11 protein-coding genes, 1 tRNA gene and 1 pseudogene are annotated in these 13,658 nt (G+C 55.1%); 7 read left to right on the top strand and 6 right to left on the bottom strand.

Annotated elements, in window-relative coordinates; genetic code table 11:
* Positions 1-15: 15 nt before the first annotated feature.
* A tRNA-Gly gene (locus Q3H59_RS02405) sits at positions 16-91 on the bottom strand.
* Between the two features lie 299 nt (positions 92-390).
* On the bottom strand, positions 391-939 hold the full coding sequence (gene orn / locus Q3H59_RS02400) for an oligoribonuclease (protein WP_192236111.1): 549 nt from the start codon (positions 937-939) through the stop codon (positions 391-393).
* A 103-nt stretch (positions 940-1,042) separates the two neighbouring features.
* On the opposite strand from orn, the gene rsgA reads away from it, so the two are divergent.
* From rsgA to mscM, 3 genes and pseudogenes are all read left to right on the top strand, one after another.
* Entirely contained in the window at positions 1,043-2,086 is a 1,044-nt protein-coding gene (rsgA, locus tag Q3H59_RS02395) for a small ribosomal subunit biogenesis GTPase RsgA (RefSeq protein ID WP_101762855.1), read from the top strand.
* 93 nt (positions 2,087-2,179) lie between these two features.
* Positions 2,180-3,076, top strand: a complete 897-nt coding sequence (gene asd, locus Q3H59_RS02390) for an archaetidylserine decarboxylase (RefSeq protein ID WP_101762854.1) — start codon at positions 2,180-2,182, stop codon at positions 3,074-3,076.
* A 15-nt stretch (positions 3,077-3,091) separates the two neighbouring features.
* Positions 3,092-6,428, top strand: a pseudogene (gene mscM, locus Q3H59_RS02385) (miniconductance mechanosensitive channel MscM).
* Positions 6,429-6,480: 52 nt separating this feature from the next.
* Here the strand turns inward: mscM and mdh are convergent.
* Complete coding sequence (mdh, locus tag Q3H59_RS02380; protein WP_101762852.1) at positions 6,481-7,416, bottom strand: malate dehydrogenase; 936 nt, start codon at positions 7,414-7,416, stop codon at positions 6,481-6,483.
* 424 nt (positions 7,417-7,840) lie between these two features.
* On the opposite strand from mdh, the gene argR reads away from it, so the two are divergent.
* From argR to yhcN (Q3H59_RS02360), 4 genes are all read left to right on the top strand, one after another.
* Positions 7,841-8,311: a transcriptional regulator ArgR gene (gene argR / locus Q3H59_RS02375; RefSeq protein WP_008101964.1), complete on the top strand. Its 471-nt coding sequence runs from the start codon at positions 7,841-7,843 to the stop codon at positions 8,309-8,311.
* Positions 8,312-8,800: 489 nt separating this feature from the next.
* Positions 8,801-9,064 (top strand): peroxide/acid stress response protein YhcN, encoded by a 264-nt coding sequence (gene yhcN, locus Q3H59_RS02370; protein WP_309832961.1) that lies wholly within the window; start codon positions 8,801-8,803, stop codon positions 9,062-9,064.
* A 90-nt stretch (positions 9,065-9,154) separates the two neighbouring features.
* On the top strand, positions 9,155-9,421 hold the full coding sequence (locus tag Q3H59_RS02365; protein WP_007891990.1) for a YdgH/BhsA/McbA-like domain containing protein: 267 nt from the start codon (positions 9,155-9,157) through the stop codon (positions 9,419-9,421).
* A gap of 101 nt (positions 9,422-9,522) precedes the next feature.
* Positions 9,523-9,789, top strand: a complete 267-nt coding sequence (gene yhcN, locus Q3H59_RS02360) for a peroxide/acid stress response protein YhcN (RefSeq protein WP_008101968.1) — start codon at positions 9,523-9,525, stop codon at positions 9,787-9,789.
* Positions 9,790-9,839: 50 nt separating this feature from the next.
* Here yhcN (Q3H59_RS02360) and Q3H59_RS02355 read toward each other — a convergent pair whose 3' ends face one another.
* The 3 genes from Q3H59_RS02355 to aaeB all read right to left on the bottom strand — a co-directional run bounded on the left by Q3H59_RS02355 (position 9,840) and on the right by aaeB (position 13,653).
* Complete coding sequence (locus tag Q3H59_RS02355; RefSeq protein ID WP_036647722.1) at positions 9,840-10,109, bottom strand: hypothetical protein; 270 nt, start codon at positions 10,107-10,109, stop codon at positions 9,840-9,842.
* 25 nt (positions 10,110-10,134) lie between these two features.
* Positions 10,135-11,589 carry an NAD-dependent succinate-semialdehyde dehydrogenase gene (locus tag Q3H59_RS02350; RefSeq protein WP_309832959.1) on the bottom strand — a complete coding sequence of 485 codons (1,455 nt, stop codon included), beginning with the start codon at positions 11,587-11,589 and terminating at the stop codon, positions 10,135-10,137.
* 111 nt (positions 11,590-11,700) lie between these two features.
* On the bottom strand, positions 11,701-13,653 hold the full coding sequence (gene aaeB / locus Q3H59_RS02345; RefSeq protein WP_222234931.1) for a p-hydroxybenzoic acid efflux pump subunit AaeB: 1,953 nt from the start codon (positions 13,651-13,653) through the stop codon (positions 11,701-11,703).
* Positions 13,654-13,658 lie beyond the last annotated feature (5 nt).

Raw genomic sequence — 13,658 nt, 5'->3', positions numbered from 1 at the left:
TACTCAACGAAAGTTTGGAGCGGGAAACGAGACTCGAACTCGCGACCCCGACCTTGGCAAGGTCGTGCTCTACCAACTGAGCTATTCCCGCATAATCATCGTATTTGTGTTGGTTACTGCGTTGGCTGCCTTCACTCAATCAGGTCACTTACTGAAGTAAGCTCCCAGATATTCGCTCAGTTGCCGCCTTGTACCCAACTCAACTACTCGATTCTGAACTTCGTCGTACTACTTTACTTCTCCGTTCCGCATGAAATTCTTCACCGGTACGGGGTGCGCATTATACGAGAAATCCTTTCAGTCGCAAGAGTCTAAAAGCAAAATTTTGCGCTTTCCGCGCGTTCGCTGCTTTTATCGACAACCTGATGATTTCCTGCGCACCCGCGGCGGTTAAAGCTGCAGGAAGTGCTCGCGATAGTACGCCAACTCAGCGACGGACTCGCGAATATCATCCAGCGCCTGATGGCTACCGGACTTTTTAAAACCTGGCAAGATATCTGGTTTCCAGCGGCGCGCCAGCTCTTTCAGCGTGCTGACATCAAGATAGCGATAGTGGAAATAGGCTTCCAGTTCAGGCATGTACTTAAACAGGAAGCGACGATCCTGACCAATACTGTTGCCGCAAATCGGCGAGGTGTTCGCCGGCACCCACTGTTTCAGGAACTCGATGGTGGCCAGTTCCGCCGCACGGTCATCGTGCTCGCTGGCTTTGACGCGCGCCACCAATCCGCTATTGGTGTGCGTGCGCACGTTCCATTCATCCATCAACGCCAACTGATCGTCAGATTGATGCACCGCGAACACCGGGCCTTCTGCCAGGATGTTAAGGTTGGCATCGGTCACGATGGTAGCGATCTCAATAATGCGATCGCGTTCCGGATCCAATCCGGTCATTTCGAGGTCGATCCAAATCAGGTTGTTTTCATTTCCAGCTGTCATGCGTTTCCCGCCTGTTGCCAAAGTCGTCATTAAACTCATTTCAGGTGTATCATAGACGTTTTGCCCAGCAGGGCGAAACCTGGCGAAAGCCGTGAGAGGATGCGTGAGTAAAAACAAACTGTCGAAAGGTCAACAACGTCGCGTAAGCGCCAACCATCAGCGTCGTCTGCAGCAACGGAGCGATAAGCCGGAGCCGGATGATAGTCTGTTTGGAGAAGCGGCTGATGGCGTGGTGATCAGCCGTTTCGGCATGCACGCAGACGTGGAAGATAGCGAAGGCGTTGTGCATCGCTGTAACATCCGCCGCACTATTCGCTCGCTGGTCACTGGCGATCGCGTTTTATGGCGCGCTGCCATTGGCGGCGGCAAAGGGATCGTCGAAGCGGTACACGAACGTAAGACGGTGCTTACGCGCCCAGACTTCTATGACGGCGTGAAACCGATTGCCGCCAACATCGATCAGATCATTATCGTTTCGGCGATCCTGCCAGAGCTGTCACTCAACATCATCGATCGTTACCTGGTCGCCAGCGAAACTCTTGGCGTGGAACCGCTGCTGGTGCTCAACAAAACCGACCTTTTAGATGCCGAAGGCCGCGCGTTTGTTGATGAGCAGATGGAGATCTATCGCAACATTGGTTATCGCGTCTTGATGGTTTCCAGCCACGCCAAAGATGGCCTGGTTGAACTGGAAAGCGCCTTAACCGGCCGCGTCAGCATCTTTGCCGGCCAATCTGGCGTGGGTAAATCGAGCCTGCTGAATAACCTGCTTGGCCTGGAGGTAGCGGCTGAAATTCTGACCAACGATGTGTCGAACGTTTCTGGATTAGGTCAGCACACCACCACCGCGTCACGCCTTTACCACTTCCCGGCGGGCGGCGATGTGATCGATTCACCGGGCGTGCGTGAGTTTGGTTTATGGCATCTGGAGCCGGAACAAGTGACGCGCGGCTTTGTCGAATTCCGTGAATTCCTTGGCGGTTGCCGTTTCCGCGACTGTAAGCACGATACCGATCCTGGCTGTGCCATTCGCGAAGCGGTGGAAGAGGGCAAGATTGATATCTCCCGCTTCGATAACTACCACCGAATTCTGGAAAGTATGGCGCAGGTAAAGACGCGTAAAAACTTTTCCTCCGACGCAGATTAAGCAGTACAACGGCACATTCGCCAACGCGCTGGGGCGCTGCTACAATCCGCCCCCTTTTTTGTTAACGACACGTAATTAAGCCAGGAGGCAACGGTGTTTGATCGTTTTAAACTCGGCCTGAATCATATTTTGCCTAAAAAAGGCCTCACCGAACTCGCCGGTTGGGGTGCCAGCCGCCGTGGTGGCTGGCTCACTAAAGCGGTCATCGACCTATTTGTCTGGTACTACAAAGTGGATATGGCGGAAGCCAGCAAGCCACATACCGGCAGCTACCGCACCTTCAATGATTTCTTCGTGCGTCCGTTAAAAGAGGGCGCGCGTCCGATCGATACTGATGCCTCTTTACTGGCGCTGCCCGCCGATGGCGCGATCAGCCAGCTGGGCCGCATTGCCGGCGATCAGATCTTCCAGGCCAAAGGTCACACTTACAGCCTGCAGGCGCTGCTGGCCGGTAACGACGATCTGGCGGATCAGTTTCATGACGGCGAGTTTGTTACCACTTATCTCGCCCCGCGCGATTATCACCGCGTGCATATGCCGTGTAACGGCATCCTGCGCGAAATGATCTATGTGCCGGGCGATCTCTACTCCGTCAACCCGCTGACCGCACGTAACATTCCGAATCTGTTTGCGCGTAACGAGCGCGTGATCTGCGTATTCGATACCGATCATGGCCCGATGGTGCAGATCCTTGTCGGTGCCACCATTGTGGGTAGCATCGAAACCGTGTGGGCGGGCACCATTACGCCACCGCGCGAAGGGGTAATTAAACGCTGGCGCTATCCGTCTGCCGATCATGATGGTGCGGTGGTGCTGCTGAAAGGCCAGGAAATGGGTCGCTTCAAGTTGGGTTCAACGGTGATCAACCTGTTCGCGCCGAATCGCGTGAAGCTGGCAGAAAGCCTTGAAGCCGAAAGCAAAACCCGCCTCGGTCAGCCGCTGGCCATCGCCCTGCCTCAGCCTGGCGACAGCGTCTCACTTAGCAAATAACCCGGAATCTCTCCCGTGCGTGTTTTCCTCTCCTTGCTGCTGAGCCTTGTGCTCAGCAGTTCTGTATTTGCAGCCACCGTTCCGCAATCCAGCCAGCTAAAGCAGGAACTGGATGCGGCTAAATCGGCGAAAAAGCTCACCCGCGCAAACTGAACAGGTGCAGGCGCTCGAATCGGCGATCAATTTCCTCAACGAGCGCGATGAGTCGCTGGAGCGCGCGAAGCAGTATCAGCAGGTGATTGATGATTTCCCGCGGCTGGCGCGCGAATTACGTCAGCAGATCGGCACGCTGACGGACAGCAGCAAGGCGGTGCGCAGCAATATGAGCAGCGCCGAGCTGGATCAGGAGCTGTTGCAGGTCAGCAGCCAGCTGCTGGAGGAAGGCCGCCAGGCGCAGCAGGAGCAGGATCGCGCGCGCGAGATCAGCGATTCACTGTCGCAGCTGCCGCAGCAGCAAACCGATGCACGCCGGGCGATGACCGAAAGCGATCGTCGCGCGCAGAGCGCTTCGACGGCGACTACGCCGCTGGCGCAGGCGCAGATTTACGCGCGTCAGGCGGAAAACGCCGCCAACAAAGCGCGCGTGGACGAGTTAGAGCTGGCGCAGCTTTCGGCGAATAACCGTCAGGAACTGGCGCGTATGCGCGCTGAGGTGCATCAGCGCAAAGCGACTCAACTGGATAACTATCTGCAGGCGCTGCGCAATCAGCTCAACAATCAGCGCCAGCGCGAAGCTGAACTGGCGCTTGAGCGCACCGAGCAGCTGGCAGAAAACAGCGGCGATCTGCCGAGTTCGATCAGCGATCAGTTCCGCGTTAACCGCGAACTCTCCGCAGACCTTAATCAACAAGCGCAGCGCATGGATTTAGTCGCTTCGCAGCAGCGTCTGGCCACCAATCAGACCTTGCAGGTGCGTCAGGCGCTGAGCACGTTGCGTGAGCAGTCGCAATGGCTGGGGGCGTCCAATCTGTTGGGCGAAGCCTTGCGTGCGCAGGTTGCCCGTCTGCCGGAGATGCCGAAATCTCAGCAGATCGACAGCGAAATGGGCCAGCTGCGCGTGCAGCGTCTGCATTATGAGGATCTGCTGGAGCGCCAGCAGGAACTGCGCAAAGCCAAGCAGGATGACGGCACGCCGTTTAGCAGCGATCAGGTACGCATTCTCGAAGCGCAACTCAAAACCCAGCGCGAACTGCTGAACTCACTGATTTCCGGCTGCGATACGCTGATTCTGGAAATCACCAAGCTCAAAGTTTCCAATACGCAGCTGCAGGATGCCTTAGCCGAAGTAAAAGATGCGACGCATCGTTATTTGTTCTGGACCGCCGACGTTAACACCATCGGCCTGAATTTCCCGGTGGAGATGGCGCAGGATCTCAAGCGTCTGTTGTCGCTGGATACCGCCGGCCAGCTCGGCAAAGCGCTGGCGATGATGTTTACCAATCGCGAAACCGTGTTACCGATTATTGGTGCGATTCTGCTGGTTGGCTTCAGCATCAGCTCGCGTCGTCACTACAACGCCTTTATGGAGCGCTCCGCCAGCCGCGTCGGTAAAGTGACGCAGGATCGCTTCAGCCTGACGCTGCGCACGGTATTTTGGTCAATACTGGTAGCGGTGCCGCTGCCAGTATTGTGGGCCGCGCTCGGTTACGGTTTACAGCATGCCTGGCCTTATCCGTTCGCCGTGGCGATTGGCGATGGCATCACCGCCACGCTGCCGCTGCTGTGGGCCTTTATGATCAGCGCCGCGTTTGCGCGTCCCGATGGCTTGTTTGTGGTGCATTTCCGCTGGCCGCAAGCGCGCGTGGCGCGTGCCATGCGCTATTACTCGCTATCGGTAGGGCTGATTGTGCCGCTGATCATGCTGCTGATCGCCTTTGCCAATCTCGACGATCCGCAATTCTCCGGCACGCTGGGACGCGTGTGCTTCATCCTGATTTGTGGCGCGCTAAGTATCGTTACCGTTAGCCTGAAACGCGCCGGTATTCCGCTCTATCTGGATAAAGAGGGCAACGGCGATAACTTCGTGAACCGCATTTTGTGGAACCTGATGATCGCCCTGCCGCTGGTGGCTGCCCTCGCCTCCTGCATCGGTTATCTCGCCACCGCGCAGGCGCTGCTGGCGCGTCTGGAAACCTCGGTGGGCATCTGGTTCTTCCTGCTGGTGGTGTATCACATCATCCGCCGCTGGATGCTGATTCAGCGCCGCCGTATCGCCTTTGACCGTGCACGTCAGCGTCGTGCCGATATGCTGGCCAACCGCGCGCGCAGTGAAGAAGAGAAAGAGCAATCAACGCCAGCGAATGCCGACACCATCGAAATCGATGAGCCAAGCATTGATCTCGATGAGATCAGCGCACAGTCGCTGCGTCTGGTGCGTTCCATCCTGACGCTGATTGCGCTGGTTTCGGTGATTGTGCTGTGGTCAGAAATCCACTCGGCGTTTAGCTTCCTTGATAACATTCCGCTGTGGAATGCCAGCACCACCATTCAGGGCGTGGACAGCGTGCAGGCGATTACGCTGGGTGCGGTGTTGATTGCGATTCTGGTGCTGATCATCACCACGCAGCTGGTGCGTAACATGCCGGCGCTGCTGGAGCTGGCGCTGTTGCAGCATCTCAGTTTGGCGCCGGGCACCGGCTACGCCATTACCACTTTGACCAAGTATGCTTTGATGCTGATTGGCGGCTTGATTGGCTTCTCAATGATGGGCATTGAGTGGTCGAAGCTGCAGTGGCTGGTTGCGGCGTTGGGTCTGGGTTTGGGCTTCGGGATGCAGGAGATTTTCGCTAACTTTATCTCCGGCCTGATTATCCTGTTTGAGAAACCGATCCGTATTGGCGATACCGTGACCATTCGCGACCTGACGGGCAGCATCACGCGCATCAACACGCGTGCCACCACCATCACCGATTGGGACCGCAAAGAGATCATCGTGCCGAATAAGGCTTTCATTACTGAGCAGTTCGTGAACTGGTCGCTGTCGGATTCAGTGACGCGTGTGGTGCTGACGATTCCAGCGCCCGCCAGAGTCAACAGTGATGAAGTGACCAACATTCTTAAGCAGGCAGCCGATCGCTGCACCTACGTGCTCGATATGCCGGCGCCGGATGTGTTCCTGGTCGATCTGCAGCAAGGTATTCAGCTGTTTGAACTGCGCGTGCATGCGGCGGAGATGGGGCATCGCATGCCGCTGCGCCATGAACTGCATCAGCTGATTCTGCGCGGCTTTGAGGAGCACGGCATTGAGATGCCGTTCCCACCATTCCAGGTACGCATGGAGACGTTAGGAAAGCAAAACCCCGCGACTAACGGTGCGCCCGCCAATAAAACCTTCAAATCTGGCGGATTATAAAAACAAAACGCCCGGCAGATGCCGGGCGTTTTTTATTGCCGCTTAGAGTTCATCACTTCACAAACTCTTCGCCCTGCGAGATATCTTTCTTCAGCGTTTCCAGCATGCCGTTTAGCGCCTGCTGTTCAAAGGCACTCAGCGTGCCCAGCGGACGGCGTTCAACGATGCCGTTTTTGCCCAGCAGCAGCGGCTGCGAGAAGAAGCGGGCATATTCGCCATCGCCTTCCACATACGCGCACTCCACCACGTTGGCTTCGCCTTGCAGGGCACGAATCAATGACAGGCCAAAACGGGCCGCTGCCTGTCCCATCGACAGCGTCGCCGATCCGCCACCGGCTTTGGCTTCCACCACTTCGGTGCCCGCGTTCTGAATACGTTTGGTGAGATCCGCCACTTCCTGCTCGCTGAAGCTCACGCCTTTCACCTGCGACAGCAGCGGCAGAATCGTTACGCCGGAATGCCCGCCCACCACCGGCACTTCAATCTCGTTAGGCTGCTTGCCTTTTAGCGCCGCGACAAAGGTATTGGCACGGATGATATCGAGGGTGGAAACGCCAAACAGGCGATTCTTGTCATACACGCCGGCTTTTTTTAGCACTTCGGCCGCAATCGCCACCGTCGTATTCACCGGATTGGTGATGACGCCAATCAGCGCTTTTGGCGCGGTACTGGCAACCTGCTCGATCAGGTTACGCACGATACCGGCGTTGACGTTAAACAGGTCGGCGCGATCCATGCCCGGCTTACGTGCCACACCCGCGGAGATCAGCACCACATCAGCACCATGCAGCGCAGGCGTAGCATCTTCACCGCTAAACCCTTCCACGGTGACTGCCGTTGGGATATGACTGAGATCGACCGCCACACCGGGCGTTACCGGGGCGATATCGTAAAGTGAGAGAGCTGAGCCTGCGGGTAATTGCGTTTTGAGCAGCAGTGCGAGCGCCTGGCCAATACCACCAGCGGCACCGAGAACGGCAACTTTCATCCTGAACTCCTTATTAAGGTGGGGCAGAGATATGCCGAAAATCCATCAGGTTACGAGTTTAATCAACTTCTCAGGCGATAGCGACTAAACCTGTCGCGCACTAAACACTACGCCGCAATCGGCTCCCGAGACATCTCCACTTCAGAAGTCGCCTGAATGATTCATTCGCAGCCAGAAGACAATGGACGGCAATGATCATCGATATTGTTGTTACCACTTCAATAATATAACAACTTTGCAACCTTCGCTTTGCGCGTCCACCCGCGATTTTGGTGCAACATCATATTCTGTTATGATGCCCGCCCCGCAGGTCATTACCGCGATTCTCTTACCAGACTTATTGCATAAAAATTCATCTAAATGCATAATAATTTATCTGCCGTGGGCCTGTTGCCCTCTGCAACCCCTTTTTAATTGGTAGCTTATGCGAAACCCATCGAAACAAGACGACTTGATTAAGGCGTTTAAAGCCTTATTAAAGGAAGAGAAATTCAGCTCCCAGGGCGAAATCGTGCAGGCGCTGCAGGAAGACGGCTTCGAGAATATTAATCAGTCCAAAGTTTCTCGCATGCTGACCAAGTTTGGCGCGGTGCGCACGCGCAACGCCAAGATGGAGATGGTTTACTGCCTGCCTGCTGAACTCGGCGTGCCCACCACCACCAGCCCGCTGAAGAATCTGGTGCTGGATATCGATTACAACGATGCGTTAGTGGTGATTCACACCAGTCCGGGCGCGGCGCAGCTGATTGCGCGCCTGCTGGATTCGCTGGGCAAAGCGGAAGGCATTCTCGGCACCATTGCCGGTGATGACACCATCTTTATTACCCCCGCGCGCACCTTCTCGGTAAAACAGCTGTACGACGCGATCCTGGTTTTATTCGAACAAGAGCTATAAAACCCTGCTGCATACCGGCAGTTCCTCTGCCGGTTATCTTGCCCTTTGCGCTTCATTCGTAACCATTCTGTTACAAATTCCTTTGTAAATAATAAGTTATCCATATGCCTGGCGGTTCTTTTCAGCCGCTATCATTGGTACGACCTTTATGCCTTTTTAACCTTATGCGCTATTTTACGCTGCTTTACACATTGTGCTCAGTGTCTTTCCCTTCTCTATCTGTATCAGCCAGCGAGATCAACCACGATCTTTCGCACTAAAAGATAATTTGATGTAGATCATTGTTTTTACGGTGAAATAACCACCTCTGGTTAAGATCCAGGCGTTCTTTATAACTTCAGGTTCTAAAAAAGTGCCATAAGGATAAAGAATTACAACCAAACATTATTAGCTCGGTATTAATTTCATGGGTGATTAGATCTATACTTGTTTTCGTGATGCAAATCACACGAAAGAAAAAGATAAAAATAGACGACGAGGAAAAATATCATGAACGTTAAAACTACTATCGCGACTTTAAGTATTCTCTCTGCCCTGTCATTTGGTGCTTTTGCAGCAGATTCTATTAATGCCGAACAGGCTGCGAATCTGCAACCCGCGGGTACCATCAGCGTCAGCGGCGTGGGCGGTTCTCCAATGGATATCCGTCAGCAGTTAAACGATAAAGCCGACCAGCAAGGTGCGAAAGCCTATCGCGTGGTTGAGGCGAATACCGGTGACAGCTACCACGCAACCGCTGAGCTGTACAAATAAGTTATTGACTTAAAAAGCAATGTGAACGGCGACCCGTTTGAGACGCTCTTGCCTCTCAGGTTGCCGGCCCCCATTTCAGGAGAGTGAATCATGAAAACCAAATTAGCTATCGCAGTACTGGGCCTGGCTTCTGTTCTTTCTTTTGGCGCGAGTGCCGCCAGCCTGGTTTCAAACCAACAAGCTGAACAGCTGCAATCTCTGAACCAAACCATCAGCGTGAGCGGTGTTGACGGCGACCAGACCAACGTGCGTCAGGAACTGTCACAGAAAGCCGATGCGCAGGGTGCCAGCCATTACCGCATCATCGAAAGCAACCGTGGCGATACCTTCCACGTGACTGCTGAACTGTACAAATAATCACTAATTGAACGTCCGGTGCCTTGATGGCGCCAGGCAATAGATCGACGACCCGCCACCCCTTTTCTGCCGCAGGTTGTTGATTAAACGAGGAGAAAATTATGAAAATCAAAACAACCATCGCAACTGCTACCCTGCTTTCCCTGTTCGCCTTTGGTGCTTCTGCAGCACAACTGGTCACCGAACAACAGGCGCAGAATCTGCAACCTACCGGCAGCACCATTTCAATCAGCGGAACCGGCGGTTCGCCAATGGACTATCGTGCCGAGCTTTCGCAGAAAGCGGATGAGCAAGGTGCCAGCGCTTACAAAGTGATTGAAGCGAAAACCGGCGATAGCTACCACGTGACAGCTGAGCTGTATAAGTAATTCCTCGTCAATTAAGACGAACCCTTTGGCCCCGCTCGCCGGGGCCCTTTTTACTTTATATTGAAGCGGAGCTGGCCTTCCAGCTCCTCTTCTGCTTCATCAAATAGCAGGATCAATGCGCCATACCGGCGTTTCTGCCCTTTCCCCAGATTTACAAATTCAATCTCCAGCGGCAACGGCAGTTGCTCACCGACAATCGCATCCCAAAGATCGTCAAGATCGTTGATGGCGAGATCGGCTAACGCAAAACGATCGCTAAACTGTCGATAAAAATGGGCTTGATCGACAATCTCGTCGAAATCGAAACGCTCGGTTCTCATCATGACGCCCTCTTGGTTGTTGCGGCTAGCTGAGTCCGCCGAGGTGCAACGCTTTAACTTCCAGATACTCTTCCATCCCCAACACCGATCCTTCGCGTCCCAGTCCAGACTCTTTCACGCCGCCAAACGGTGCCAGCTCAGTGGATACCGCGCATTCGTTAATGCCGATCATGCCCGCTTCCAGCGCCGCTGAGACGCGGAACACCCGTTGCAGATTCTGCGTGTAGAAGTAAGCCGCCAGGCCAAATTCGGTGTTATTGGCACGCGCAATCACCTCGGCTTCATCGTCAAAGCGGAAGCAAGCCGCAACCGGACCAAACGTCTCTTCCTGCGCCAGCTTCATCTCTTCATGCGCTTCGCCAATCACCGTTGGTTGCCAGAAGTTGCCGCCAAGAGGATGACGTTCGCCGCCGACCAGCAATTTGCCGCCTTTACTCAATGCATCTTTGACGTGCTCTTCCACTTTCTCCAGCGCGGACGGCTCAATCAGCGGGCCAACGATCACCCCTTCTTCCACGCCATTTCCGACTTTTAGTTTGCCCACCGCATCGGCCAGTTGATTAACGAAGCGATCGTAGACCGCGTTATGCAAATAGAAGCGGTTGACGCTGACGCACACCTGTCCGGCGTTGCGGAATTTGTTGGCAATCGCGCCCTGCACCGCCGCATCAATATCGGCATCATCAAACACGATGTAAGGCGCGTTGCCGCCTAACTCCATCGAGACTTTTTTCATGGTTTCAGCCGCATTACGCATCAGCGTTTTGCCCACCGCGGTGGAACCAGTAAAGGAGATTTTGCGCACCGCCTTGCTGGCCATAATCGCGTCGCTGATGGCATGCGTATCGCCCGCCACCGCATTGAGTACGCCATCAGGCACTCCGGCTTTCTGCGCCAGCGCCAGCAACGCGAAGGCGCTCAGCGGTGTGTTGTTAGCGGGTTTGATGATGCCGGTACAGCCCGCGGCCAATGCGGGGCCAAGTTTGCGCGTCAGCATCGCCATCGGGAAATTCCACGGCGTAATCGCCGCGACCACACCAATTGGTTCGCGCGTCGCCAGAATGCGCGAGGCCGGTTTAGCCGGCGGGATGATTTCACCGTTGGCGCGTTTCGCCTGCTCGGCAAACCACTGAATAAAGCTGGCGGCGTATTCCACTTCACCTTCGGCTTCTTTAAGCGGTTTACCCTGCTCGGCCGTCATCAACTGGCCGAGCCAGCTTTTGTTCTCGATGATCAGCTGATACCAGCGATAGAGGATTTCGGCACGCGCCTTGGCGGTTTTATCGCGCCAGGCGGGAAACGCACGCTGCGCGGCGGCAATCGCCTGTTCGGTTTCTTGCTGGCCGGCTTTCGCCACGTTAGCGATAACTTCGCCGGTGGCAGGATTGGTCACCTCAAAGGTGGCGCTGGCGTTATGCCACTGACCATCAGCGAAATAGCCGGTCTTGAAAAATTCGTGTTGTTGCAGGGAAGTGGACATCGGTTTTCTCCTGTCAGTTTGCGTCCTGTCAGGAAAGTATAGATGCCAATATCAGAGGTTTTTGTGTCAGCGTGGGATCTAAAAGGCCGCTGCAGGTTGCAGCGGCCAGTTTCAGATTTGTATTAAGGTGTTCTGATACTTATCCAGCATCAGCGCCAGACGTTTCACCGGCTCGGTGACGTTATCAGGCGCAGCATAGTGCTGCAGCTTTTCCTGATACACATCCAGCTCCTTCAGCAGCCGCTCGAAGTAATAGCGCCGCTTATCATCGCTGGTCGCGGAGATAATGCGGTCGGCGGTGTAGCGCAGCTGGCGGTGATAGGCCGAGAGATCTGCATTCACCGGCACTTCGGCATTGCGCAGGCGTTGATGGCCGATAATCAGCGTCAGCGCGATACGGTATTTATCGATATCGCCGGGGAACAGGTTGAGCAGCAAAAACAGTTGCTGATACAGCGCCGGCAAGTGATTTTCACGACGACGCGCCTGATTAGTGGTCAGCGCAGCAACTGCGGCATACATAAAGCGATTCAGCAGTTTACGTCCGGTACGCTCTTTGGATTTATCGCGAATCAGCAGAATCACCATCATCGCTACAAAGCAGCCAATCACCTGGCCCAGCACGTTATCGAGGAATACGTTGAACTCGAACTTCATCGGGTTATCCAGCACCAGCACGTTGATGGTACCAATCAACGCACCCAGCGTACCCAACTGACGACGCTGCACGAAGATGCCGCCGATAAAACCCAGCGCGCCTATGGCGATACACAACAGCAGCGCACTTTGCTGGGTCGCGGGCAGAATAAAGATGAAGTAGAGCGCGCCGAGCGGCACCGCAACCGTCATGCCGTAAAGGAAGTCTTTCGCCATCATTAACGGATTCGGCATACGCATCGCCAGCGCGGTAATCACCGCCAGCATCACCATGCAGCCGCTGCCTGATGTCCAGCCGGTATACAGCCAGAACAGCGATCCCAGCGCGGTGGCGACAAAGGTACGTATACCGTTGATCATCGCGTGATGGGTTTCCGCAGAGCGCGCCTGAATTACTACCTCGCGCTGCAGAATGCTCTCTTCCAGCGTGGTGATGCGGCTATTACTTTTAATGCCATTAATCAGCAGCAGATATTCAGTGGCCGCGCCGACCCAACTCGCCAGCGTCACCGGCACGGTTTTGCTGCTCACGCCAATCAGGCGACGCATCACCTTCATGCGCTTATGCACATCGTTGACGCTGTTGACCTCTTTTTCGATCAGCAAACGATAGTGCGGTGGAATGTATTCCGGACGCGAGTTTTGAATCAGGAAAGTTTCGGCGGCCTGCGTGATCAGCGTCAGCGATAAGGTGTTGAGCATTTGCAGGCGGCGGCTGGAGTTTTTCCAGCGTGAGGATTCCATCATCAGCTGGCCGCGCATGCCGTTGAGTGCCGTGGTGCGACGCACTAACGCGCTCCAGGCTTTATCCACTTCCTCTTTGTCTTCATGCGCGACGCACAGCTGCAGCAATTTGTAGTGCGCCACCAGCAGCGCGTCCACTTCCTGCTCAATCACTTTTTTGATCGAACGCGGCGAGAACAGCATGTCGGCGAGGATCGCACACAGAATACCGATGACGATTTCACTGCAGCGCTCAACCGCGTACTGCGGAGCCAGCGTCAAGCCGCCGCTGGCATCCGCCGTCACCACGATGATCAGCGCGGTGTAACCGGCAAGACCCAACGCATAGGAGTTTTCGACTTTGATCAGCGAAGAGAGCCACACGCACATGCCGGCCCACATACAGCACAGCAGCAGCATCACCACCGGCGCGCGCACCGTGGCAATCATGATGGTGAGCGCGGCGATACAGCCAATAAAAGTACCGATGATGCGCAGAATGCCGCGATAGCGCAGCGCGCCAGAATAGGGATCGCCCCCCGCAGCAAAGGCGGTACCACCGGCCACGATGCCGGCGGTCATTACCGCCCAACGCGGCGTTTCCAGATTGAAGTGAAAGCCAATCATCAACGCCGCAACCAGCGCGAAGGTGAGCTTTACCGGGAAACGCAAAAACTCAATCATATCGC

Source organism: Pantoea sp. SORGH_AS_0659 (assembly GCF_031453915.1).
Lineage (GTDB): Bacteria > Pseudomonadota > Gammaproteobacteria > Enterobacterales > Enterobacteriaceae > Pantoea > Pantoea leporis.
This window is presented reverse-complemented; position numbering and strand designations above follow the sequence as displayed.

What these genes read in the sequence shown, in the direction of transcription:
- orn (WP_192236111.1), bottom strand. Translation starts at nt 939, where the DNA reads ATGACAGCTGGAAATGAAAACAACCTGATTTGGATCGACCTCGAAATG.
- mdh (WP_101762852.1), bottom strand. Translation starts at nt 7,416, where the DNA reads ATGAAAGTTGCCGTTCTCGGTGCCGCTGGTGGTATTGGCCAGGCGCTC.
- argR (WP_008101964.1), top strand. Translation starts at nt 7,841, where the DNA reads ATGCGAAACCCATCGAAACAAGACGACTTGATTAAGGCGTTTAAAGCC.
- yhcN (WP_309832961.1), top strand. Translation starts at nt 8,801, where the DNA reads ATGAACGTTAAAACTACTATCGCGACTTTAAGTATTCTCTCTGCCCTG.
- Q3H59_RS02365 (WP_007891990.1), top strand. Translation starts at nt 9,155, where the DNA reads ATGAAAACCAAATTAGCTATCGCAGTACTGGGCCTGGCTTCTGTTCTT.
- yhcN (WP_008101968.1), top strand. Translation starts at nt 9,523, where the DNA reads ATGAAAATCAAAACAACCATCGCAACTGCTACCCTGCTTTCCCTGTTC.
- Q3H59_RS02355 (WP_036647722.1), bottom strand. Translation starts at nt 10,109, where the DNA reads ATGAGAACCGAGCGTTTCGATTTCGACGAGATTGTCGATCAAGCCCAT.
- Q3H59_RS02350 (WP_309832959.1), bottom strand. Translation starts at nt 11,589, where the DNA reads ATGTCCACTTCCCTGCAACAACACGAATTTTTCAAGACCGGCTATTTC.
- aaeB (WP_222234931.1), bottom strand. Translation starts at nt 13,653, where the DNA reads ATGATTGAGTTTTTGCGTTTCCCGGTAAAGCTCACCTTCGCGCTGGTT.